The sequence below is a fragment of the Stenotrophomonas sp. YJH_SMC_37 genome (assembly GCF_059370035.1).
In genome coordinates this window covers 262,486-283,296 of sequence record NZ_JCAFTG010000005.1, presented here as the reverse complement: position 1 = coordinate 283,296, position 20,811 = coordinate 262,486, and the positions used below count along the sequence as shown (strand labels likewise).

The window sequence follows — 20,811 nt, the reverse complement described above, 5'->3', positions numbered from 1 at the left end:
GGCGGTTCCGTTGGCCTAGCGTGCCGTGGCTGGCGTGTGCGCGGCGCTCAAACCACTGCGTGGAATGCTCAGGGAAGGGGGGCTGCAGGGCTGCGCCCTGCACCCGCAGAGGCAACGGCAACGGCAACGGCCGAAGCAAAACCTGGTTTCCTGTGGGATGGCGGGGTTGGTCCGGATGAGGGGGCGGCGGTTTGCGGGGGCAGCTGCAAGTACGTCCCTGTAACGTGGGTCGCCCCATCCATGCGGCTCACGCCCCCGCACCCGGACCCACCCCGCCTTCGACAGTTTTCCGCGATCTGTTGGAACGACGTATTGCCTCGGTGGGTGTCGACCTTGGTCGATACAGTAGATCCACGCCATGCGTGGATGACTCATTCGATATCTGACAGATGTGTCGACCAAGGTCGACACCTACCAACAGCCGCGCGGAACAAAGCCGCAGTTGCCAACAGCCGAGTGAACCTGTCGAAGGTGGGGCGGTGTGGGTGGGCAGGACCGTTGGCGCCATGGATGGCGCCATCGAGCCCCCAGGGACGGGTTTACGGCGTGTCCTGCCCACCCACACCGCCCCGCCATCCCACGGAATGCACGCTGTTGCTGTTGCTGTTGCTCCGGCTCTTGCACTCGCTTCGGCGGGTGCAGGGCGCAGCCCTGCCGAACCCCCTCAAATGTCTGTGGGAGCCAGCCCGTACTGCTCGGCGAAGCGCTTGCTGAAACTCGCCACAGACCGATAGCCCGCGCGTGCGGCCACGGTCTTCAACGGCAGGTCCGTGGTGTAGAGCAGCTGCATGCCATGCGCCAGCCGGGCCTCGGTGAGCAGCTGGCGCAGGCTGGTGTCCTCGGCCGCCAGGCGACGGCGCAGGGTCGCGCCGCTCAGCGCGAACAGCGCTTCCACATCACGCGATTGCCAGTCGCGGGCCGGTTCGGCGGCGATGCGGTCGCGGATCTGTTCGCCCAGGCTCGGCGCCTGCGGCAGCAGCAGGTTGCCGTGGCCCTGCCGGCACAGGGTCAGTACCAACGAGGCCAGGGCCAGCCGCGCTTCGCTGTAACGGCCGTCCTGCAGCGATTGCCGCCACTGGCGCAGCACCGCGCCATGATCGATCAACGGCAGTCGCGCCATCGCATGACCAGCGGCGGGAAGCTCCCCGCTCCACAGCGTGCGTGCGGCCGCCAGCACTTCGGCACACAGCGGCACGATGGCGCTGAGGTAGCGGCCACTGCGTGGGTCGGGGGTGTTGACTACATCGATGCGGCATCGCTGGGTCAGCAGCAGGATGTCGCCGGGGATGAACTCCAGCGACTGGTGGGCGGTACGCACCTGCTTGCGGCCTTCCAGCAGGATCGCGAACTGGGGTTGCGGAATCTCCACCGAGCTGGCGCCATGTTCGCGCCGAGCGGTGATGCACGCATAACCTTCGGCGCGTGCGCAGCCGGCCAGACTGGCCATCTCGGCCAGCAGTGCGGTAACTGGCGGCAGCATGCCGGTCATGTCACCTGGGCGCCGAACAGGCGACCGACGCCTGCAGCGGCGGCCATTGCCAGTGCACCCCAGAACATCACACGCAACGCGCCGCGTACCGGCGGGGCGCCGCCGGCCTGGGCTGCCACCGCGCCGGTCAGGCACAGGCCGAGCAGGGTACTGGCCGTGGTCATCATCGCGACCTTGTCGACCGGCGCGAGCAACGCGGTCAGCACCGGCAGTGCCGCACCGCAGGTGAAGGCGCCGGCAGAGGCCAGCGCTGCCTGCAGCGGGCGCGCGCGCAGGGTATCGGTGATGCCCAGCTCGTCGCGCGCGTGGGCGCCCAGTGCGTCGTGGGCGGTGAGCTGTTCGGCCACCTGCCGTGCCAGCGCCGGCTCCAGGCCACGGTGGCGGTAGATCGCGGCCAGCTCTTCCAGCTCGCTGTGCGGATCTTCGTGCAGTTCGCGCTTTTCCATTGCCAGGTCGGCGTCTTCGGTGTCGGCCTGGGTCTGCACCGAGACATACTCGCCGGCGGCCATCGACATCGCGCCGGCCACGGTGCCGGCCACGCCGGTGGCCAGGATGGTCGCAGCGGAGGCGCCGCTGGCGGCCACGCCGACCACCAGGCCGGCCACCGAGACGATGCCATCGTTGGCGCCCAGCACGGCGGCACGCAGCCAGCCGACGCGCTCGGAGCGGTGCAGTTCGGGGTGTCGTGAATGGCGGCTCATGACGTTGAGTGTACGAGGGTCAAGAGGGCGTCGGTAGGATGCTGAAACCCGTCACCGTCGCATGACGCGACGGGGTGCCACGCTATAGTGCGCCCTTGCGATGGAAGGCCGCGAGCCCCACATCCCCCGCCACCGTCCAGCGAGCCTCTCCCTTGTCGAGCCCCAGCCACGTCGCCGATACCCCCATTACCGACCGCTCGCAGCTGGTGGAGGTGATCGCCTCCGGCGAGAAGCCCCGCGCGCAGTGGCGCATCGGCACCGAGCACGAGAAGTTCGGGTTCCGCCTGGATGACCTGCGCCCGCCGACCTTCGAGGGCGAGCGCGGCATCGAAGCGCTGCTCAACGGCCTGGTCCGCTTCGGCTGGGAGCCCGTGCAGGAGAACGGCAGCACGATCGCCCTGCTGCGCGATGGCGCCTCGGTGACGCTGGAACCGGCCGGCCAGCTGGAACTGTCCGGTGCGGCGCTGGAAACCATCCACCAGACCTGCGTGGAAACCGGCACCCACCTCAATGAAGTGGCGCAGGTGGCCGGCGAACTGCAGCTGGGTTTCCTCGGCATGGGCTTCCAGCCGAAGTGGAAGCGCGATGAAATGCCGTGGATGCCCAAGGGGCGCTACAAGATCATGCGCTCGTACATGCCCAAGGTCGGTTCGCTGGGCCTGGACATGATGACCCGCACCTGCACGGTGCAGGTGAACCTGGACTACGCCACCGAAGCGGACATGGTGAAGAAGTTCCGCGTGTCGCTGGCGCTGCAGCCGATCGCCACCGCGCTGTTCGCCGATTCGCCGTTCACCGAAGGCAAGCCGAACGGCTACCTGAGCTACCGCTCGCACATCTGGACCGACACCGACGCCGACCGCACCGGCATGCTCGACTTCGTGTTCGAGGATGGTTTTGGTTACGAGCGCTATGTCGACTACCTGCTCGACGTGCCGATGTATTTCTCCTACCGCGATGGCATCTACCACGACGCCAGCGGGCAGAGCTTCCGCGATTTCATGCAGGCCAGGCTGCCGGTGCTGCCGGGTGCGCTGCCGACGCTGCGCGACTGGTCGGACCACATGACCACCGCGTTCCCGGAAGTGCGCCTGAAGAAGTACCTGGAAATGCGTGGTGCCGATGGTGGCCCGTGGAGCCGCCTGTGTGCGCTGCCGGCATTCTGGGTGGGCCTGTTGTATGACGACACCGCACTGGATGCCGCCTGGGACCTGGTGCGTGACTTCACCCTGGCCGAGCGCCATGCGCTGCGTGACGGCGTGCCGAAGCATGCGATGAACCTGCCGTTCCGCAATGGCACCGTGCGTGACCTCGCCGGCGAGGCGGTCAAGATCTCGGTGGAAGGCCTCAAGCGTCGCGCCGCACGCAATGCCGATGGCCAGGACGAGAGCAAGTTCCTGGACGTGCTGCAGGAGATCGTCGAATCCGGCCTGACCCCGGCCGAGCGCAAGCTGGCGCTGTTCCATGGCCGCTGGCACGGCGACGTCGATCCGGTGTTCCGCGAATTCGCGTACTGAGTGGATTGCGGTAGTGCCAGGCGGGGGCGCCGGCCAGCGGCCGGCACTACCAGAAAAAAACCCCGGCATTGCCGGGGTTTTTCTTTTTCGCATCTGCCCTGGATCAGGCCGCGTTCTTCATCGTCGCCATGTCGATCACGAAGCGGTAGCGCACATCGTTCTTCGCCATGCGTTCCCAGGCTTCGTTGACGTTCCTGATGTCGATCATCTCCACATCGCTGACGATGCCGTGCTCGGCACAGAAGTCCATCATTTCCTGGGTTTCGGCCATGCCGCCTATCGCCGAGCCGGTCAGGTGCTTGCGGCCGAAGATCACGCTGCCACCGGTCAACGGCGGGTCCAGTTCGGTCAGCACGCCGACCAGGCACATGGTGGCTTCGCGCTTGAGCAGGCCCATGTACGGATTGGTGTCATGGCTGACCGGGATGGTATTGAGCAGGAAGTCGAAGCTGCCGGCGTGCGCCTTCATCTGCGCCGCATCGCGCGAGACCAGCACCTCATCGGCGCCCAGGCGCTTGGCATCGGTGCCCTTTTCCGGGGTGGTGGTGATCATCACCACGTGCGCACCGAGCGCCTTGGCGAACTTCACGCCCATGTGGCCGAGGCCGCCGAGGCCGATCACGCCGACCTTCTGGCCCGGGCCGACCTTCCAATGGCGCAGCGGCGACCACGTGGTGATGCCGGCGCACAGCAGCGGTGCGGCCGCCTTCAGGTCGAGGGTGTCGGACACCTTCACCACGAAGCGTTGCTCGACCACCACGTGGTCGGAATAGCCGCCGTAGGTCGGTGCGCCGCTTTCGCGTTCACGGCCGTTGTAGGTCCAGGTCGCGCCCTCGGCGCAGTACTGCTCCAGGTCGTGCTGGCAGGCGTCGCAGTGGCGGCAGGAGTCGACCATGCAACCCACGCCGGCGTGGTCGCCGACCTTGAAGCGGGTGACGTTGCTGCCGACCTCGGTGACGCGGCCGATGATCTCGTGACCCGGCACCATCGGGTAGATCGAGCCACCCCAATCATCGCGGGCCTGATGCAGGTCGGAGTGGCAGATGCCGCTGTAGAGGATCTCGATGCGCACGTCGTTGGGACCGACCGCACGGCGTTCGAACTCATAGGGGACCAGCGGGGCGGTATGGGAATGGGCGGCGTAACCACGGGCGAGGGACATGGGGAATCCTTGGCAGGGTTTATCGAAAGGCGTTTTACAATACGCCCCGTTCCCAGCGGCAGGAATCGCGGATATCGGCATGATTCATCAAGTGGAACTGCACAATCATGGCCACTGACAACCTCACCCACCTGGCCGCGTTTGCCGCGGTCGCCCGCCACCGCAGCTTCCGCCGCGCCGGTGCCGAGCTGGCGCTGTCGACCTCGGCAGTGAGCTATGCGATCCGCGCGCTGGAAGAACGGTTGGGGGTGGGCCTGTTCCATCGCACCACCCGCAGCGTGGCCCTGACTGAGGCCGGGCAGCGCCTGCTGGAGCGCCTGCAGCCGGCGCTGGGCCAGGTGCATGACGCGCTGGAAGAGATGAACCAGTTCCGTGCCGCGCCGGCCGGCCTGCTGCGCATCAACGCCACCCGCGCGGCGGTACCGACCCAGTTGGGGCCGCGACTGGCGCGCTTCCTGCACGCTCACCCCGACGTGCGGGTGGAGCTGACCGAAAACGATGGCCTGGTCGACATCGTCGCCGAGGGCTACGACGCCGGCGTGCGCCTGCACGAGTTCGTGCCCGAGGACATGGTGGCGGTGCCGATGGGGCCGCCGTTGCGCGGGCTGATTGTCGGCTCGCCGGATTACCTGCGGCGGCGTCCGGCGCCGCAGCATCCGCGCGACCTGGCCGCGCATGAGTGCATCCGCTTCCGCTTTGCCAGCGGGCATCTATACAAATGGCAGTTCGAGCGTAGCGGGCAAGCGCTGGAGATCGACGTGCCGGGCCGGCTCACATTGAGCGAGCAGGGCACCGTGGTCGGTGCAGTGCTAGATGGCATCGGCCTGGCCTACGTGCTGGAAGACACGGCAAGGCCCTACATTGATTCGGGGCAGATGGTGGCGGTGCTGGAAGACTGGAGCGAGCCGTTCGCCGGCTTCGCTCTGTACTACCCGAAGCAGCGGCAGATGCCCGGTGCGCTGCGCGCGTTCGTGGATATGCTGCGCGAATGAGTTGCGATGGATGATGTGGTGCCGACCAACGGACGGCACCCACCACCCACTGTCGTCCATGCGCGGATGGGGCAACCCTACGGCACCCGCAACACCGGCGCCAACAACGCCATGCACTCACGCAGGTGCACCTCCACCGGCGCATCCTCGGCCACCACGCCGATCACGCGTTCGCGCAGCGGCTCGGCCACGGCCATTGCCAGGATCAGTCGCGCCATGCGTGCGGAATCCCCCTCACGCAGCAGCCCACGCTGCTGCTGCCGTTCCAGCCAGTCAGCCAGCAGCGCTCGGCCGCGTTCGATGCCATTGTCCAGATAGGCCTGCAGCAGCGCGTCCTTGCCGGGGAAATCGGTGGCCAGCAGGCGGAACACCTGCACCGCCTGCGCCGACAGCGCCTGCGCGCAGACCGCCTGCAGGATGTCCTGCAACAGCGGCACGACCTCTTCGGCATTGCGCGCATCGCGCTGCAACTGTGGCGCGAAGCCGTCGGTCCATTCGCGCACCGCAAACCCAACCAGTTCCTCGCGATTGCTGGCGTGGCGATACACCGTCTTCTTCGCCACCCCGGCGTGCGCCGCCACCGCTTCGATGGTGGTGGCCTCGTAACCCTGTGCCAGCAGCAGCTCCAGGGTGGCCTGCAGTACCGCGTGGCGGACTTCCGCCTCCGGGCGCGCAGGGCGGCCGCGGCGGCGGGTCGGCGTTGTGGACTCGGACAGGGTCGTGCTGTTCATTGTGCCCATCTTACCGCATCCGGCTAATTGAGAAACGAATAACGTTTCCGTATTGTCGGGTCTCCCAACACCGCAGGAGACCCCGATGGATACCGCTGTGAACGCACGCGCCTGGCTGGACCACCACGATCTGCTCGACCCGGCGCCGATGCACCTGGAGACCGGCATCCAGCGCCGCGAAGACGGCACCCTGCTGGTGGCGGTGCGTAGCGATCTGCACGGCTGCAGGGGCCGCATGCTGGACTGGTGGTTCACCTTCTTCGAGACCACCCAGCACATCCGCTGGTGGCATCCGGTCGATCATGTCGAGCATCGCGGCTGGGACGCGGCGTGGCAGCGCGGGCGCAGCTACCACGGTGCCAGCATCCATGCGGTGGAATCGCTGGCCGACATTCCGCCGGTGGCGGCACGCCTGAAGTTCCATGACCCGCGCACGCTGCTGGTGCCCCAGCGCCTGCAGGCGGCACAGGATGCAGGCGATGTATCGGCGGTGATTGCCGCGCGCATCGGCTTCGGCGACCACGTCCGCCTGGATGCAAACGGTGATCCCTGCGACGGGCAGATGCTGCACGTGGCGCGTGATACGCCGTTTGGCTGTGTGCTGCGCAGCCGCTTCGTGCTCGGCCTGGACAGCGCCGATCCGCACCGCGAGGCCGGCGATGCGGTCGGCCTGGGCCTGCTCAAGCACTGCTATACGGAGTTCAGTTTCCTCTCGCGCTTGCTGCCGTCGCTGTACTACGGCGAGCGTGCCAATGGCGAGGCAGTGCCTTTGCCGTGGTGAGTGGTGCAACGGTCATTCGACCAGCGCGTCGTAGCCTTCAGCACTGAACTGGATCAGGCAGAAGCCGTGGCCGAACGGATCGGCCAGCACGGCGATGCGTCCCCAGCGACGCTCGCGCAAGGACTGCTCGAGCGTCGCTCCGGCTGCGACTGCACGTACCAGCGCGGCGTCGATGTCATCCACTACCCAATCCAGGTGCAGCGGCGTCCAATGGCGCTCGTAGTCGCGCACGTCGCCGTCTTCGGTGGCGGCGCTGCCGGCGTCGTTGTGCAGCAGGTAGAGCGGCGTTGGCCCACCGAGCAGCTCCACGGCACCCGGGCCTAGACGGCGGCCGATGCGCAGGCCGAAGGCCCGGATGTAGAAGTCTTCGGCGGCGGCCAGGTCGGGGACGTCGAGGTTGACGATGAAGCTGTGGGCAGTGGCGTTCATGGCAGCGATGGGCGGCATCCGGTGGTCGCAGTCTAGTCCTGCCGCGTGCTGTGGCCGGTTCATCTCCTGCGCGGATTCGGGCAAGCTGGGCGGTCTCTATCGACAAGGACATCCATGAGCGCGCTATCCGGCATCGAACAGGCCACCGGCCAGTCCTTCCCGCCCCTGTTCAAGCAGCTGCATGCAGCGGGTCGGTTGAGTTGGGGTGCTCCCCATCCGGAATGGTCCGAGGTGGTATTCCCGACGCTGCAGGCGGATCCGCCGGTGCTGCTGTACGCCCAGGACTACGAGCCGTTGGAACACGACGAGCTGCTGGAGGCGTGGCAGGAGCTGACCGCCGAGGATCATTACAATCCCCTGCGTCCCGACCTGCAGCTCCTGCCGTTTGCGCGGACCGGCGGCGGCGACAGCTACTGCTTCTGGAGCAACGCGCCCGGCTTTGCCGAGCCCCCTGTCGTGCTGGTGTGGCATGACGATGATCGTGCCGATGTGCTGGCCGCCAGCTATCAGGATTTCCTGTTCCGCAAGATGGTCGAAGCCGTTGCTGACTACCAGGCGCCGTACACGCTGCTGTCGCACGGCGAGCTGGCCGGCAACCTGCGGCGCTGGCTGCAGTCCCACCAGTCCTTCCTGCGCGGCGACCAGTACGCGGCGTTGCAGCGGCTGTTCGCCCGCGTTGACGATATTGAGGAAGGAAACATCAGCGACGACGACGTACAGGCCATCGTCGCTGAAGTGATCGGTTTCGAGCGTTTGGACGAGTCGTTCGCTTACGTGCGTGAGGATGCCTGAGGGCATGGGTCGGAGCCCCGCCGGCGGCGGGGATCCGACCCCGTGCGTGATCAGCCTGCGGCCGGGTAATCGAGGTAGCCTGCCTCGCCGCCTCCGTAATAGGTGCTGCGGTCCGGCGTGGCCAGCGCGACGTTGCGCTGCAGGCGCTCGACCAGATCCGGGTTGGCGATGAACGGCTGGCCGAACGCGGCCAGGTCGATGGTGCCCGCTTCGACCAGCTGCAGGGCGCGTTCGCGGGTCATGCCACCTGCCAGGATGACGGTGCCGCCGTAGGCCTGCTTGAACTGCCGCAGGAACACCTCGCCTAGTACCGACTGGCCCGCCTGCAGGTTGTCGTTGAGATGCACATAGGCCAGGCCGCGCGTGCCCAGTTCCTCGGCCAGGTACAGGTAGGTGGCCTCGTTGTCGGGGTAGAACGGCATGTCGAAGGTGAGGTTGTTCGGCGCCAGACGCACGCCGATGCGCTGCGCACCGATGCGCTGGGCCATCGCATCGACGGTCTCCAGGATCAAGCGCGCACGATTTGGCAGCGAGCCGCCATAGCGGTCCTCGCGCTGGTTGATGAGCGGGTTGAGGAACTGTTCGAACAGGTAGCCGTTGGCGGCATGCAGTTCGATGCCATCGAAACCGGCGGCGATGGCGTTGTCGGCGCCGCGCGCGAAGTCGTCGACGATGCCGGGGATCTCTTCGGTGGCCAGCGCACGTGCCGGGGTGGGATCGGCGTGGCCGCGGCTGCCGTCGTCCAGATAGACGAACGAGGTGTTCTTCGGTGCGCTGGCGACCGGCCGGGTACCGGCGCTTACCGGTTGACCACCGTCGGGCTGCAGCGAGTAATGCGACATGCGGCCGACGTGCCAGAGCTGGGCGAAGATCGTGCCCTGTGCGGCATGCACCGCCTCGGTGACGAGCTTCCACCCGGCAACCTGCTCGGCCGACCAGATACCCGGCACGTCGATGTAACCCTGGCCCTGCGGCGAGACCGGGGTGCCTTCACTGATGATCAGGCCGGCGCTGGCGCGCTGCCGGTAGTACTGCGCGGTGAGTTCATTGGCCACCGCGCCGGGGTTGCGGGCGCGGGTCATCGGGGCCATCACGATGCGGTTGCGCAGGGCGATGCCTGCCAGATCGAAGGGGCGGAACAGGGCGGCGGTCATGTCGGTCATCTTGGTGCGGGGAGGAGGCGCCAGCGGCGCGATGCACACAGAATGGAGTTGACATGCAGACGCATAAAGAGCTTCGATCTCCCCAGGTGCGGGACTATTTGTCCCCAATGGAGCGCGATAGATGCTGCCGCTGGAATCATTGAATGGCCTGGTCACGTTCGTTACCACGGCCCGCTCAGGCAGCTTCACCGAGGCTGCCGACGCGCTGGGCATCTCACGCTCGGCGGTGGGCAAGGCCATCGCCCGGCTGGAAGCGCGGCTGGGCGTGCGCCTGTTCCACCGCACCACGCGGCGCATCGCGCTGACCACCGACGGCGAAGCGTACTACGCATCGTGTGCGGCGGCGCTGGAAGAAATCTCCGCCGCCGAGGCCTGCCTGGGGTCGGCCGGCCTGCCCAGCGGACGGCTGCGCATCGACATGCCATCCTCGTTCGGGCGCCTGGTGGTGCTGCCGGTGCTGCTGCGCCTGTGCCGGCAATACCCGGACCTGCAACTGACGATGACCTTCACCGATCACTTCGTCGATCCGGTCGAAGAGGGCATCGACCTGCTGATCCGCTTCGGCGGATTGCACCAGGCCGAGCATCTGGTCGCGCGCCGGCTGGGTCGCCAACGACTGGTCACCTGCGCATCGCCAGAGTACCTGCAGGCGCATGGCGTGCCGGCCTCCGTGGAGGATCTGGCGCAGCACCGCAGCGTCGTTGGTTTCCGCCACGGCCAGCCGGTGGCGTGGCGGATCGGCAGGGACGATGCCGAGGGAACGTTCATCCCGAATGCGACCTACCAGCTCAACGATGGTGACGCGGTGATCGATGCGGCCATCGCTGGGCTGGGCATCTGCCAGATGCCCGTTTCACTGGTACGCCGTCATCTGGAATCCGGGGCGCTGCAATCGGTGCTGGATGCGCACATGCAGCGGCATATCGACATCCATGCGCTGTGGCCACCGACCCGCCACCTGCGGCCCAAGGTGCGCTACGTGGTGGATGAGCTGGCGCGGTTGGCGGCTCAGGGCGTGTTTGATTGAGCGTAGGGCATCAGTAGTTGATGGTCCGGGCGGACGTGTCTTCGCCTTCCTGAAGTGCTTCAAACACCTCGGCCAGAAGCGCGATCAGATCGTGCCCATGTGAGGTGACGAAGTAGGTCGCCAGGCTGTCGATGTCGCCAGCGATATCGTCTCCCCACGGTGGACGCTGGGTTCTATCCTCGAACGACCATATGACACGGGCTGGCGCAAGCTCGGCCAGCTCTCGGCGGACCCTATGTAGTTCGGCCAGCGCGGCGGCAGCATCTGATTGCTGCAGTCTGCCGGCGTATAGCTGATTCAAGAGGATTGGGAATCGACTTCCCCAGCCATTCGGCTCCAGGTTGCCGGATATGGTCGAGAAGAAGGCATAGAGAAACGCGCCACTGCCGATCTCATCGGTGATGCGCCCGAGTTGGATGCCAACACCCATTGTCTGGTTGCTGATTCTGCCGATCCTACAGCATGCCCCGATGCATTAACGGTAGAAGCGCAATTTCTGTAATTGATTGATATGAAAGGATTCAACGGCACTATTGCGGAGGCGGGAGATGCCATTTCCGTCACTTTGCCAATACACATGTATACTATCCCCCAGTATAGTTCCGAACTGGCCCGCCATGCCGCATTCCCCCGAAGAGAAGAAGAAGGTCCTGGCCCGCGTGCGCCGCATCCGCGGCCAGTGCGATGCGCTTGACCGCGCGCTGGAAGCCGGCGCCGACTGCGGGCCGGTGCTGCAGCAGATCGCCGCCATCCGTGGCGCGGTCAACGGCCTGATGTCCGAGGTGATGGAGGCCCATCTGCGCGAGGAATTCGGCCAGCCCGCCGCCTCCGAAGAACAACGCGCCGAACGCGTGCGCGACATGAGCGCGTTGATCCGCTCGTACCTGAAGTAAACGACGGCGCAACATGGCGCCGCCCATCCTGTCATTGCCTGTCTCTGGAGAGTCCACCCATGAAATCCCGTGCCGCCGTCGCCTTTGGTCCCGGCCAGCCGCTGCAGATCGTCGAGATCGACGTCGCCCCGCCGAAGAAGGGCGAAGTGCTGGTGAAGATTACCCACACCGGTGTCTGCCACACCGATGCGTTCACCCTGTCCGGTGATGACCCGGAAGGCCTGTTCCCGGTGGTGCTGGGCCATGAAGGCGCCGGCATCGTGGTGGAAGTGGGCGAGGGCGTGACCAGCGTCAAGCCGGGCGACCATGTGATTCCGCTGTATACCGCCGAGTGTGGCGAATGCCTGTTCTGCAAGAGCGGCAAGACCAACCTGTGCGTGGCCGTGCGCGCCACCCAGGGCAAGGGCGTGATGCCCGACGGCACCAGCCGCTTCAGCTACAACGGCGAGCCGCTGTACCACTACATGGGCTGCTCGACCTTCAGCGAGTACACCGTTGTGGCCGAAGTCTCGCTGGCGAAGATCAATCCGGACGCCAACCCGGAACACGTCTGCCTGCTCGGCTGTGGCGTCACCACTGGCATCGGCGCGGTGCACAACACCGCCAAGGTGCAGGAAGGCGACAGCGTGGCGGTGTTCGGCCTGGGTGGCATCGGCCTGGCGGTGATCCAGGGTGCGCGCCAGGCCAAGGCCGGCCGCATCATCGCGGTGGACACCAATCCGTCCAAGTTCGAACTGGCGCGCGAATTCGGCGCCACCGACTGCATCAACCCGAAGGACTTCGACAAGCCGATCCAGCAGGTCATCGTGGAAATGACCACCTGGGGTGTGGACCACAGCTTCGAGTGCATCGGCAACGTCAACGTGATGCGCGCGGCGCTGGAATGCGCGCATCGTGGCTGGGGCCAGAGCGTGGTGATCGGCGTGGCCGGTGCCGGGCAGGAGATCTCCACCCGCCCGTTCCAGCTGGTGACCGGGCGCAAGTGGATGGGTACCGCCTTCGGTGGCGTGAAGGGCCGCAGCCAGCTGCCGGGCATGGTCGAGGACGCGATGAAGGGCGATATCGAACTGGCGCCGTTCGTCACCCACACCATGGACCTGGACAGGATCAACGACGCCTTCGACCTCATGCATGAAGGCAAGTCGATCCGTTCGGTGGTCCATTACTGAGCCGCGTCATGGGCTGGTTCGATGCCCTGCGCCGGCCGCGTGCGGAAGACCCGCGCGCGGCCTTGGTGGCGCCGATCGAGCAGGCGTTGCGCGCGCTGGGCTGGGTCGACGGCGAGGTGGGGCCACCGCGTGCGGTGACTTCGGCCTTCGGCAGCGACGATGGCATGCCGTTCGAGCAGTGGCTTGCGCAGGTATTCCTGCCGCGCCTCTACGAGGCCCGCGCCGACGGTCAGTGGCCACCGCGCAGCGACGTGGCGGTGGCGGCGTATCGCAACCTGGACGGCCAGCCTGGCGTCGAATCGTTGCTGCGCCTGCTGGCACAGCTGGATGAACTGATCAACCAAGGCATCCACGCCGGGCGTGGATAAGCCGACCAAGGTCGGCATCTACCAGAAGCACGCGTGCGCTGACGCGCCGCGCAGGAGAGCACCATGGAACGCATTGAACACCGCGCCTGTTTCGGCGGCTGGCAGGACGTGTACCGCCATCATTCGACCACGCTGGGCTGCGACATGCAGTTCGCCGTGTACCTGCCACCGCAAGTGGAAACACAGAAGCTGCCGGTGCTGTACTGGCTGAGCGGCCTGACCTGCACCGAGCAGAATTTCATCACCAAGGCCGGTGCGCAGCGCTATGCAGCCGAGCACGGAGTAATCATCGTTGCGCCGGATACCAGCCCGCGCGGCGATGATGTGGCCGATGCCGAAGGCTACGACCTCGGCAAGGGAGCGGGGTTCTACCTCAACGCCACCCGTGCGCCCTGGGCGGAGCACTACCGCATGCATGATTACGTGGCGCAGGAGCTGCCGGCGCTGATCGAGGCGAACTTCGCGGTCACCGATGCGCGCGCGATCAGTGGCCATTCGATGGGCGGCCATGGCGCGCTGCTGATCGCGCTGCGCAACCCCGGGCGCTATCGCAGCGTGTCGGCGTTTTCGCCGATCGTCGCGCCCAGCCACGTGCCGTGGGGGCAGAAGGCCTTCCATGCCTATCTGGGCGACAACCCGGCCGACTGGGCGCAATGGGATGCCTGCGAGCTGATCGCTATGGCTGACGAGCGCCTGCCGCTGCTGGTCGACCAGGGCGAGGCGGACGAGTTCCTGCAGACCCAGCTGCAGCCGCAGCGCCTGCAGCAGGCCTGCGCGGCCGCCGGCCATCCGCTGACCCTGCGTCTGCAGCCGGGCTACGACCACAGCTACTACTTCATCGCCAGCTTCATCGGCGAGCACATCGCCCACCACGCCCGCGCCCTGCAGGGCTGAGCGCGTTCCGGTGGTGCCGGCCGCTGGCCGGCACCACCGGAACGCCCAGGGATTCCCCGGGATTGCCGGCCAGCGGCCGGCACTACCATGGTGACGCACGCGGAGTGTCGTTTTGCCGCAGTGGATCACGCCGCTGTGGCGTGCCGGAGCGCTATCGTGCGCTCAGACGGCCTTGCGGATCGGGGGGATGCATGCCGGTAGTGCTGGCGCTGCTGTATGTGCTGTGCCATGGGCTGGTGCTGGCCCTGTGGCCCGGTCCCGCCGGGGCGGGTTCCTTCGTTTTCCTGACCGGCGCCCCGCTGCTGGCTGCGGTCGCCTGCCTGTGGCGGGCCCGCCGCGACCGCGCGGCACTGGGGTGGCGCGCCACGGCGCTGGCCCTGCTGCTGTGGGCCGGCGGCATGGCGTTCAACATGATTGATGCCCTGGGCGCCGGGCGTGCCGATTTCACCCCGCGCGCAAGCCTGTTCCTTTACGTGCTTTACGGTGTGCCCCTGGTGTTCATCCTGGCCCGGGCGCGCCGGGAACGGGTCAGCATCAGCCTGATCGATGCGGCGATGGCGGCGCTGTTGGGCGTGCTGTTCTTCGTGCACGCGCAGTCGTTTGCCGCCCGCGTTGACATCGACGACCACGCGCTGGCCAACATGCAACGCATGTTCGATATCCAGAACCTGTGTATCGCCGCGTTCGCCGTGGTGCGATGGCTGGCCGGCGACGTGCCCGAACGGCGCAGGTTCTTCCGTGCACTGGCGTTGTACGCACTGGCCTATCTGCTGGTGGCCTACTACATCAACCACTACACCTCCGATGATGCGTTCGGTGCGTTCAACGACCTGCTGATCGACGTCCCTTTTCTGCTGATCGCCTGCCTGGCGCTGGACACGGCGCCGGACACAGGCACCACGGCACACCCGCGGCTGGCGAGGACGGTGCAGGCCGCCGGTCCGATCATCCTGCCGTTGCTGCTGCTGGTGGTCGGCACGCTGGTGGTCGATCATGCGCGGCCGTTGGCCGTCGCGGGCTTCGTCGTAGCCACCCTTGGTTTCGGCCTGCGCAGCGTCCTGCTGCAGACCGATCTGCTGGAGCGTCAGGCGGCGCTGGATCAACTGGCGCGGCAGGATGGCCTCACCGGCGTGGCCAATCGCCGCGAGTTCGATGCGCGGCTGACCTCCGAGTGGAATCGCGCGCGGCGCAGCGGCACCGAGCTGGGCCTGCTGCTGGTGGATATCGACCACTTCAAGGCCTTCAACGACCGGCACGGCCATCCGGCCGGTGATCGTTGCCTGCAGGCGGTGGCCGGGGTGCTGAAGGGCGTCGCAGTTCGCGGCGGTGACAGCGTTGCGCGTTATGGCGGTGAAGAATTCGCTGTCATCGTGCCTGGAAGCCCACTGTCGGGCGTGCTGGCGCTGGCCGAGCGCCTGCGCGAAGCGGTCGAAGCGCTGCCATTGCCGGAAGGCCCGGTCAGCATCAGCGTCGGCGTGGGTTACCTGCATCCGCCGGCGCTGGCCAGTGCCGATCAGTTGCTGGCAGACGCCGATGCCGGCCTGTATGCCGCCAAGCGGGCTGGCCGCAACCAGGTGTTCCTGCACGCACACGTGCTGGATGACGAGGGCAACGCGCACGGAACGATGGACTGCTGAGCGGACCAGCCCATGGCGTGCCGCCCGTCCAGGGACATCGCACTGGGTAGTGCCGGCCGGTGGCCGGCATCTCCTCGGTTGCCGGCCAGCGGCCGGCACTACCACGGCGTGGCCTCAACGCACGTCGCGCAGTTCCCAGTGGCTGCCGGCCAGCAGGCGCAGGCGCTGCTTGAACACATCGCTGTCGATGCGGGTGGTGGCGACCAGGTTGATGCGCAGATCCTTCTGTTCGCCGGTCACGGTGGCCTCCGGATCGGTCACGCCCCATTGCGGTTCCACCGCATCCGGGTCGGGTTGCTTGGCCTTCCAGCGCTCGAACAGCGCGCCGCTGCGCAGCGCGTCCTGCAGTTCCTCGGCGAAGCCGGCGGCGCCCTGCGAATGGAAGGACAGGTCAGGGTCGTTGCCGCGGGCCTTGGAGGGATCGGGCAGGCTGATGTGGTACTGCGCAGGCATGGCGTTCTCCTTGAAGTGCGGCAAGACTGGCACAACCGCAGTGGAATCGATGTGCAGATTCCGGCCGTGGCCAGCGCTCATTCGAACCGATGCGGCCCATCGGCGAAGCCTACGGTGACCGCGCCCTTGCCGACGTTGACCATGCCGGTCAGGCTCATCACCGATTCGTACACGGTCACGCCATGGGTGGCGCAGACCTCTTTCAGCTGTGCGTAGCCGGGCAGCGTGCGCAGCTCGTCCAGTTCTCCGCCGTAGCTGACGCACACCGTCGGTGTCATCAGCCCGGCACGCACGCGCTGGCCGACCACCGCGAACAGCTTCTGCACGGCATTGTCGAAGCCCTTGATCTTGGCCACCGGCCCGGTCTCGCCGCGGTAGCCGTGCAGCACCGGCTTGATGTCCAGCGCGCTGCCCAGCGCCGCACTGAGCAGGCCGACACTGCGGTCGCCCTTGTGCCGTGCGCGCGCACGCATGTAGTACAGATCACGGGTGACCATATAGCCGTGCACGTTGCCGGACAGTTCCTCCAGCCGCTCGCGGATCTGCTGCACGCTGGCGTTGCTCTCGCGCAGGCGCACGGCTTCCACCGCCGTAACCGCCTGCGCGGCGAACAGGTTCTGGGTATCGAGCACGCGCAGCGCGAACGGTGAGTTGTAGCCTGCCGCCTGGCGCACCGGCTTGTAGTCGTTGAGGATGGCGAAGCTGGCCTGCAGCGCGTTGTCATGGATCGGGCTGCGGGTCTTGGTGATGGTCATGCAGAACACGTGGTCGTAATCGATCACCAGCTGCTGCAGGAACAGGTCGCGGATCTGGTTGACGCTGAAGGGAATGGTTTCCGCCTCGGCGCCGTGTTCGGCCACGTGCGCGTGCAGGAAGCTCAGCGTGGCCTGCTCATCGCGGTGATCGGCCAGCACGGCTTCGCCGATGCGGACGGTGATCGGCAGCAGCACGATGTTGTGCTCGGCAATGAAGTCCTGCGGCAGGTCGCAGGCCGAGTCGACGACGATTCCGATGCGCATCCGCGGCTCCCCTCCAGGGCGGTTGTAGGTTCGGAAACGTGAAATCTATCTCAAATTCTGGCGTGGCGCGCGAGGGAAATGCGCCAGGCCCTGTTCAGCGACTGCGCTGCACGGCCACCGGAAGTTCGGCCAGGCGCTGCCACTCGGGCTGCTGCAGCAGGGCGGGATCGGCCAGCACGGCGGCCATCAACGGATGGGCGTCGTTGCCCCAGAACAGTTCGTCATCGATGGCCAGGGTTGGTACGCCGAACACGCCGGCAGCAATGGCGGACTCGGTGTTCCTCCGCAGCTGCTCCTTGGCCGCGGGGGCCGCGATGGCGCTGGCGACATCCTCGATCCCCAGCCGCGCAGCCGGTTCGCGCAGGGCCTCGGCGCTATCGGCGGCATTGCCGTCGCGCCAGATCCAGTCGAACAGCACGTCCACCGCCTGCACGGCGCCACCGGCGGCCAGGCACAGCCGCAGGGCAGACAACGGGTTGAACGGGTGGCCCGGCGGGAACCGCAGCGGTGTTCCTTCGGCCTGCGCAGTCCACAGCAGCTGACGGTACATGAAGCGGCGCTTGGCCGGAATCTCGGCCGGCCCGAGGTTGCCCAGGTGATGCAGCACGGCACCGAAGGCGATCGGCACGGTCTGGATCTGTGCGAACTGGGGTAGCTGCTTCAGCTTCTGCCAATGCAGGTAGGAATAGGGCGAGACGAAGTCGAAGTACCAGCGCAGGGTGGCCATGCAGGTTTCCTTGAATAACTGGAGGTCAGGGCTGCGCGTTGCGCTGCAGGTAGCGGTCGCGCAGTTCGGTCTGGCGCGAGCGCATCGGCATCGCCCGGCCGCCCAGCCAGACCTGTTCGGCATAGTGCGCCACGTCCAGCGGGTCGCCCTCCCACAGCACCAGGTCGGCACGCTTGCCCGGCTCGATGCTGCCGATCTGGTCGGCCACGCCGAACGCCTGCGCCGGCACCCGGGTCAGGCCGGCCAGGCCGTCGGCCCAGGGCAAACCGTTGGCCACGGCATTGCCGGCCAGCTGGCGCATCTTGCGGGCGTTGTGCGAGGCGTCGCCACGCTGCAGGAACGAGACCGCCACGCCGGAACGTTGCAGGCGTGCCGCATTTTCCAGCGTGGCGCCGATCTGGTCGAAGCTGGCCGGCAGGTTGGACAACACATCGACGAACACCGGTACCTGTGCGGCGGCCAGCTCCGGCGCCAGCTGCCAGGCTTCGCTGCCACCGGCGATGGCGATCTTCACCTTTTCGCGGGCGGCCCAGCGCAGCAGCTGGCGAATGTCCGCCGCGCGGTCCACCTCCACCACGATGCGGCCGTGCCCGGCCAGGTAGCGGCTGAGCGTGCGGCGCCCGGCCGGCGTCAGCAGCGCGTGCGGTGAGTCCGCGGCAACCTGGCCACGCGCCTCGTCCACCATCTGCTGCAGCAGCATCCATTGCGCTGCACGCGACTGCCCGGTCAGCTCCACTGCGGCCGACCCCAGGCGCAGGAACAGCGCGCGCGGCCCGAGGGGATCGGCGCTGCCGTCCAGCCGCATCACGCCACCCTGGCCTGCAACGAAGCCGCCGCCGGTGGCCGCCCCCAGGGCGGTGAAGCCGATGCCGTCCAGGCGTGCCACCGGGATCAGCACCGAGGCCGGGTTGTACGCCAGGGTGACATCGAACTCGGGGCGCAACGGTTGTTCGCCGATCTTCAACGTGCTGTCGACCGTGCTCGCTTCACCGGAGACCTCTTCGATGCCGATCTCGGTGATGCCCCCGAACAGCGCCGGTGTCAGCGGGCGGCCATCGGCCTCGACCACGCTGGCCCCGGCCGGGGCGGACAGCCCGCTGCCGACTGCGCGGATGATCCCGCCCTGCACCAGCACATCGGCGTGCTTCAGGCTGCCGCGCGTGCTGGCCGTATGCACGGTCGCGTTGCGCACCAGCAGGTCCTGCGCCTGCGCGGATGCGGAGAGGCAGGCCAGCACCATGACCGTAGCGCCGAGCCATGCCCGGCGACGCTTGTTCAACGCGCCCATCAGTGCACCTCCTGGCCAAGCTGGAAGTCGGAACGTGGCGTGGCCGCAGGTGCGCTGCGGTCGTACAGGCGGCGGCCGTCGATGAAGACCTGCTCGGCCAGCGCGTACGAGCTGAAGGGGTTGCCGTTCCACACCACCACGTCGGCCATCTTGCCCGCCTCCAGAGTGCCGGTCTGGCCTTCGATGCCCAGCGCCTTGGCGGCGTTGGCAGTCATCCAGGTGATGGCGTGCTCGGGGGTGATCTCCGGCATGTGGGCGCGGCGCGCGGCGGCGATCACCTTGGCCGCTTCCTGGTTCAGGCGCTGGATGCCTTCGGGTGAATCGGAATGGACGATGGCGCAGCTGTTCTTCGGCCGGTCGACCAGCGCGATGTTCTCGGGAATGCCGTCGAAGGCTTCCATTTTGAAGCCCCACCAATCGGCCCAGAGTGCACCGCAGACGCCGTCGGCGGCCAGCCGGTCGGCCAGCTTGTAGGCCTCCACGCCGTGGTGGAAAGCGGCCACCTTGAAGCCGAATTCCTTGGCCAGGTCGAGCATGGTGGCCATCTCGTCGGCGCGGTAGCAATGGATATGCACGCGGATGTCGCCCTCGATCGCACCGGCCAGCGTGTCCAGCTTGAGATCGCGCTTGCCGCCAGCATCACCGGCGCTGTCGCCCTTGTCGCTGCCGAACCAGCTCCTGCGCTTGGCCGGCTTCGGTTTGTTCTTGGCGATGTAGTCGGCGGCATCGATGAAGGCGGCGCGGTAACCGGCAACGTTGCCCATCCGCGTGGCCGGAGCGACGCCCTTGCCTCCGCCGTACACCCGCTTCGGGTTCTCGCCGCAGGCCATCTTCAGTCCCCACGGTGCGCCGGGAAACTTCATCGCCTGGTAGGTGATGGCGGGGACGTTCTTCAGGGTCACACCACGACCACCGACCAGGTTGGCCGAGCCCGGCAGCACCTGCATGCTGGTCACGCCGCCGGCCAGTGCGGTGGCGAAACCCGGGTCCTGCGGCCACACCGAGTGCTCGGCCCAGACGTTGGCGGTGACCGGCGCGGTCATCTCGTTGCCGTCGCTGTGCGCGCCGACGCCCGGGCTGGGGTACACGCCCAGGTGCGAGTGCACGTCGATCAGGCCGGGTGTGACCCACTTGCCCTGCGCATCGATGCGGGTGACACCGGCATCGGCCTGCAGCTGGCGGCCGACGGCAACGATGCGGCCCTCGCGCAGCAGCACGTCGGCGTTGTCCAAGCGCTGGCCGGTGCCGGTCAGCACGGTGGCGTTCTGGATCAGCACCGGTGCATCGGGGTGTGCCTGGTAGGTGCTGGGGTAGGGATCGGCGACGAAGCGCGAGGCGCCCACCGCCGGTGCCGTGCTCAATGAAACCAGCGCCAGTGCCACCCCGGTGCGCAACAACGTCGATGCCATGCAGTTCCCCTCGCCAGAAACATGAATCCACCGACGCTAGCCGGGGCCGGTGTGGCTTGCCAAGTGACCTTGGACAGGGGCGTGGGGGGTAGGAATTTTCTGATGGAGGATTTGTGAAGGAAATATTAACGTTGGATGAAGCAATGGGCTGATTACGTCTTGCGCTGACC

The 20,811-nt window shown here is 67.1% G+C and carries 22 protein-coding genes; 10 read left to right on the top strand and 12 right to left on the bottom strand.

Features of this window, described 5'->3' with window-relative positions; all coding sequences use genetic code 11:
* Positions 1-664 precede the first annotated feature (664 nt).
* Together AC5P8J_RS10090 and AC5P8J_RS10085 are read right to left on the bottom strand one after the other, a co-directional pair.
* Positions 665-1,489, bottom strand: coding sequence for a helix-turn-helix transcriptional regulator (locus tag AC5P8J_RS10090; protein ID WP_134735873.1), 825 nt, complete (start codon positions 1,487-1,489; stop codon positions 665-667).
* Positions 1,486-2,190 carry a VIT1/CCC1 transporter family protein gene (locus AC5P8J_RS10085; protein ID WP_021203944.1) on the bottom strand — a complete coding sequence of 235 codons (705 nt, stop codon included), beginning with the start codon at positions 2,188-2,190 and terminating at the stop codon, positions 1,486-1,488. The genes AC5P8J_RS10090 and AC5P8J_RS10085 overlap by 4 nt, the downstream gene beginning before the upstream one ends.
* A gap of 152 nt (positions 2,191-2,342) precedes the next feature.
* Between AC5P8J_RS10085 and AC5P8J_RS10080 the strand changes: the two genes are divergently transcribed.
* Positions 2,343-3,707, top strand: a complete 1,365-nt coding sequence (locus tag AC5P8J_RS10080; protein ID WP_019662096.1) for a glutamate--cysteine ligase — start codon at positions 2,343-2,345, stop codon at positions 3,705-3,707.
* A 103-nt stretch (positions 3,708-3,810) separates the two neighbouring features.
* On the opposite strand, the gene AC5P8J_RS10075 is transcribed toward AC5P8J_RS10080, so the two are convergent.
* Positions 3,811-4,869, bottom strand: coding sequence for an NAD(P)-dependent alcohol dehydrogenase (locus AC5P8J_RS10075; protein ID WP_227852070.1), 1,059 nt, complete (start codon positions 4,867-4,869; stop codon positions 3,811-3,813).
* A gap of 107 nt (positions 4,870-4,976) precedes the next feature.
* Here AC5P8J_RS10075 and AC5P8J_RS10070 point away from each other — a divergent pair, with 107 nt between their 5' ends.
* Positions 4,977-5,861, top strand: coding sequence for a LysR family transcriptional regulator (locus tag AC5P8J_RS10070; RefSeq protein WP_021203941.1), 885 nt, complete (start codon positions 4,977-4,979; stop codon positions 5,859-5,861).
* Positions 5,862-5,938: 77 nt separating this feature from the next.
* Here AC5P8J_RS10070 and AC5P8J_RS10065 read toward each other — a convergent pair whose 3' ends face one another.
* Positions 5,939-6,601: a TetR/AcrR family transcriptional regulator gene (locus AC5P8J_RS10065; protein ID WP_227854280.1), complete on the bottom strand. Its 663-nt coding sequence runs from the start codon at positions 6,599-6,601 to the stop codon at positions 5,939-5,941.
* A gap of 76 nt (positions 6,602-6,677) precedes the next feature.
* On the opposite strand from AC5P8J_RS10065, the gene AC5P8J_RS10060 reads away from it, so the two are divergent.
* Positions 6,678-7,373 carry a DAPG hydrolase family protein gene (locus tag AC5P8J_RS10060; RefSeq protein ID WP_227854279.1) on the top strand — a complete coding sequence of 232 codons (696 nt, stop codon included), beginning with the start codon at positions 6,678-6,680 and terminating at the stop codon, positions 7,371-7,373.
* Positions 7,374-7,385: 12 nt separating this feature from the next.
* Here the strand turns inward: AC5P8J_RS10060 and AC5P8J_RS10055 are convergent, their stop codons facing one another.
* Positions 7,386-7,802 carry a VOC family protein gene (locus tag AC5P8J_RS10055; RefSeq protein ID WP_026347277.1) on the bottom strand — a complete coding sequence of 139 codons (417 nt, stop codon included), beginning with the start codon at positions 7,800-7,802 and terminating at the stop codon, positions 7,386-7,388.
* 114 nt (positions 7,803-7,916) lie between these two features.
* Between AC5P8J_RS10055 and AC5P8J_RS10050 the strand changes: the two genes are divergently transcribed.
* The gene (locus AC5P8J_RS10050; protein WP_021203938.1) at positions 7,917-8,594 is read left to right on the top strand and encodes an SMI1/KNR4 family protein; all 678 of its coding nucleotides are present in this window, start codon (positions 7,917-7,919) and stop codon (positions 8,592-8,594) included.
* Positions 8,595-8,644: 50 nt separating this feature from the next.
* On the opposite strand, the gene AC5P8J_RS10045 is transcribed toward AC5P8J_RS10050, so the two are convergent.
* Positions 8,645-9,748 carry an alkene reductase gene (locus AC5P8J_RS10045; RefSeq protein ID WP_031270535.1) on the bottom strand — a complete coding sequence of 368 codons (1,104 nt, stop codon included), beginning with the start codon at positions 9,746-9,748 and terminating at the stop codon, positions 8,645-8,647.
* Positions 9,749-9,878: 130 nt separating this feature from the next.
* On the opposite strand from AC5P8J_RS10045, the gene AC5P8J_RS10040 reads away from it, so the two are divergent.
* Positions 9,879-10,784, top strand: a complete 906-nt coding sequence (locus AC5P8J_RS10040) for a LysR family transcriptional regulator (RefSeq protein ID WP_061479599.1) — start codon at positions 9,879-9,881, stop codon at positions 10,782-10,784.
* A 10-nt stretch (positions 10,785-10,794) separates the two neighbouring features.
* Here the strand turns inward: AC5P8J_RS10040 and AC5P8J_RS10035 are convergent, their stop codons facing one another.
* Positions 10,795-11,214, bottom strand: coding sequence for an Imm70 family immunity protein (locus AC5P8J_RS10035; RefSeq protein ID WP_021203935.1), 420 nt, complete (start codon positions 11,212-11,214; stop codon positions 10,795-10,797).
* A gap of 187 nt (positions 11,215-11,401) precedes the next feature.
* Here AC5P8J_RS10035 and frmR point away from each other — a divergent pair, with 187 nt between their 5' ends.
* The 5 genes from frmR to AC5P8J_RS10010 all read left to right on the top strand — a co-directional run bounded on the left by frmR (position 11,402) and on the right by AC5P8J_RS10010 (position 15,745).
* Entirely contained in the window at positions 11,402-11,677 is a 276-nt protein-coding gene (gene frmR, locus AC5P8J_RS10030) for a formaldehyde-responsive transcriptional repressor FrmR (protein ID WP_021203934.1), read from the top strand.
* 59 nt (positions 11,678-11,736) lie between these two features.
* Positions 11,737-12,846, top strand: coding sequence for an S-(hydroxymethyl)glutathione dehydrogenase/class III alcohol dehydrogenase (locus tag AC5P8J_RS10025; RefSeq protein ID WP_019662086.1), 1,110 nt, complete (start codon positions 11,737-11,739; stop codon positions 12,844-12,846).
* Positions 12,847-12,854: 8 nt separating this feature from the next.
* Complete coding sequence (locus tag AC5P8J_RS10020) at positions 12,855-13,214, top strand: YqcC family protein (RefSeq protein ID WP_021203933.1); 360 nt, start codon at positions 12,855-12,857, stop codon at positions 13,212-13,214.
* Positions 13,215-13,277: 63 nt separating this feature from the next.
* Complete coding sequence (fghA, locus tag AC5P8J_RS10015; protein WP_019662084.1) at positions 13,278-14,108, top strand: S-formylglutathione hydrolase; 831 nt, start codon at positions 13,278-13,280, stop codon at positions 14,106-14,108.
* Between the two features lie 191 nt (positions 14,109-14,299).
* Positions 14,300-15,745 carry a GGDEF domain-containing protein gene (locus AC5P8J_RS10010; protein ID WP_227854278.1) on the top strand — a complete coding sequence of 482 codons (1,446 nt, stop codon included), beginning with the start codon at positions 14,300-14,302 and terminating at the stop codon, positions 15,743-15,745.
* Between the two features lie 114 nt (positions 15,746-15,859).
* On the opposite strand, the gene AC5P8J_RS10005 is transcribed toward AC5P8J_RS10010, so the two are convergent.
* From AC5P8J_RS10005 to AC5P8J_RS09985, 5 genes are all read right to left on the bottom strand, one after another.
* A complete protein-coding gene (locus AC5P8J_RS10005) occupies positions 15,860-16,198 on the bottom strand; it encodes a hypothetical protein (protein ID WP_111104260.1) in 339 nt (112 codons plus the stop codon).
* Between the two features lie 77 nt (positions 16,199-16,275).
* Positions 16,276-17,217, bottom strand: coding sequence for a DegV family protein (locus AC5P8J_RS10000; protein ID WP_021203930.1), 942 nt, complete (start codon positions 17,215-17,217; stop codon positions 16,276-16,278).
* Positions 17,218-17,311: 94 nt separating this feature from the next.
* Positions 17,312-17,944, bottom strand: a complete 633-nt coding sequence (locus AC5P8J_RS09995; protein ID WP_021203929.1) for a 2-hydroxychromene-2-carboxylate isomerase — start codon at positions 17,942-17,944, stop codon at positions 17,312-17,314.
* A 25-nt stretch (positions 17,945-17,969) separates the two neighbouring features.
* Positions 17,970-19,232 carry an amidohydrolase family protein gene (locus AC5P8J_RS09990; protein WP_227854277.1) on the bottom strand — a complete coding sequence of 421 codons (1,263 nt, stop codon included), beginning with the start codon at positions 19,230-19,232 and terminating at the stop codon, positions 17,970-17,972.
* On the bottom strand, positions 19,232-20,641 hold the full coding sequence (locus AC5P8J_RS09985) for an amidohydrolase (RefSeq protein ID WP_227854276.1): 1,410 nt from the start codon (positions 20,639-20,641) through the stop codon (positions 19,232-19,234). Before AC5P8J_RS09985 ends, AC5P8J_RS09990 begins: the two co-directional genes overlap by 1 nt.
* Between the last annotated feature and the right edge of the window lie 170 nt (positions 20,642-20,811).

What these genes read in the sequence shown, in the direction of transcription:
- AC5P8J_RS09995 (WP_021203929.1), bottom strand. Translation starts at nt 17,944, where the DNA reads ATGGCCACCCTGCGCTGGTACTTCGACTTCGTCTCGCCCTATTCCTAC.
- AC5P8J_RS10035 (WP_021203935.1), bottom strand. Translation starts at nt 11,214, where the DNA reads ATGGGTGTTGGCATCCAACTCGGGCGCATCACCGATGAGATCGGCAGT.
- AC5P8J_RS10090 (WP_134735873.1), bottom strand. Translation starts at nt 1,489, where the DNA reads ATGACCGGCATGCTGCCGCCAGTTACCGCACTGCTGGCCGAGATGGCC.
- frmR (WP_021203934.1), top strand. Translation starts at nt 11,402, where the DNA reads ATGCCGCATTCCCCCGAAGAGAAGAAGAAGGTCCTGGCCCGCGTGCGC.
- AC5P8J_RS10005 (WP_111104260.1), bottom strand. Translation starts at nt 16,198, where the DNA reads ATGCCTGCGCAGTACCACATCAGCCTGCCCGATCCCTCCAAGGCCCGC.
- AC5P8J_RS10000 (WP_021203930.1), bottom strand. Translation starts at nt 17,217, where the DNA reads ATGCGCATCGGAATCGTCGTCGACTCGGCCTGCGACCTGCCGCAGGAC.
- AC5P8J_RS10055 (WP_026347277.1), bottom strand. Translation starts at nt 7,802, where the DNA reads ATGAACGCCACTGCCCACAGCTTCATCGTCAACCTCGACGTCCCCGAC.
- AC5P8J_RS10020 (WP_021203933.1), top strand. Translation starts at nt 12,855, where the DNA reads ATGGGCTGGTTCGATGCCCTGCGCCGGCCGCGTGCGGAAGACCCGCGC.
- AC5P8J_RS10040 (WP_061479599.1), top strand. Translation starts at nt 9,879, where the DNA reads ATGCTGCCGCTGGAATCATTGAATGGCCTGGTCACGTTCGTTACCACG.
- AC5P8J_RS09985 (WP_227854276.1), bottom strand. Translation starts at nt 20,641, where the DNA reads ATGGCATCGACGTTGTTGCGCACCGGGGTGGCACTGGCGCTGGTTTCA.
- AC5P8J_RS09990 (WP_227854277.1), bottom strand. Translation starts at nt 19,232, where the DNA reads ATGGGCGCGTTGAACAAGCGTCGCCGGGCATGGCTCGGCGCTACGGTC.
- AC5P8J_RS10045 (WP_031270535.1), bottom strand. Translation starts at nt 9,748, where the DNA reads ATGACCGCCGCCCTGTTCCGCCCCTTCGATCTGGCAGGCATCGCCCTG.
- AC5P8J_RS10075 (WP_227852070.1), bottom strand. Translation starts at nt 4,869, where the DNA reads ATGTCCCTCGCCCGTGGTTACGCCGCCCATTCCCATACCGCCCCGCTG.
- AC5P8J_RS10085 (WP_021203944.1), bottom strand. Translation starts at nt 2,190, where the DNA reads ATGAGCCGCCATTCACGACACCCCGAACTGCACCGCTCCGAGCGCGTC.
- AC5P8J_RS10050 (WP_021203938.1), top strand. Translation starts at nt 7,917, where the DNA reads ATGAGCGCGCTATCCGGCATCGAACAGGCCACCGGCCAGTCCTTCCCG.
- AC5P8J_RS10070 (WP_021203941.1), top strand. Translation starts at nt 4,977, where the DNA reads ATGGCCACTGACAACCTCACCCACCTGGCCGCGTTTGCCGCGGTCGCC.
- AC5P8J_RS10060 (WP_227854279.1), top strand. Translation starts at nt 6,678, where the DNA reads ATGGATACCGCTGTGAACGCACGCGCCTGGCTGGACCACCACGATCTG.
- AC5P8J_RS10065 (WP_227854280.1), bottom strand. Translation starts at nt 6,601, where the DNA reads ATGGGCACAATGAACAGCACGACCCTGTCCGAGTCCACAACGCCGACC.
- AC5P8J_RS10025 (WP_019662086.1), top strand. Translation starts at nt 11,737, where the DNA reads ATGAAATCCCGTGCCGCCGTCGCCTTTGGTCCCGGCCAGCCGCTGCAG.
- AC5P8J_RS10010 (WP_227854278.1), top strand. Translation starts at nt 14,300, where the DNA reads ATGCCGGTAGTGCTGGCGCTGCTGTATGTGCTGTGCCATGGGCTGGTG.
- fghA (WP_019662084.1), top strand. Translation starts at nt 13,278, where the DNA reads ATGGAACGCATTGAACACCGCGCCTGTTTCGGCGGCTGGCAGGACGTG.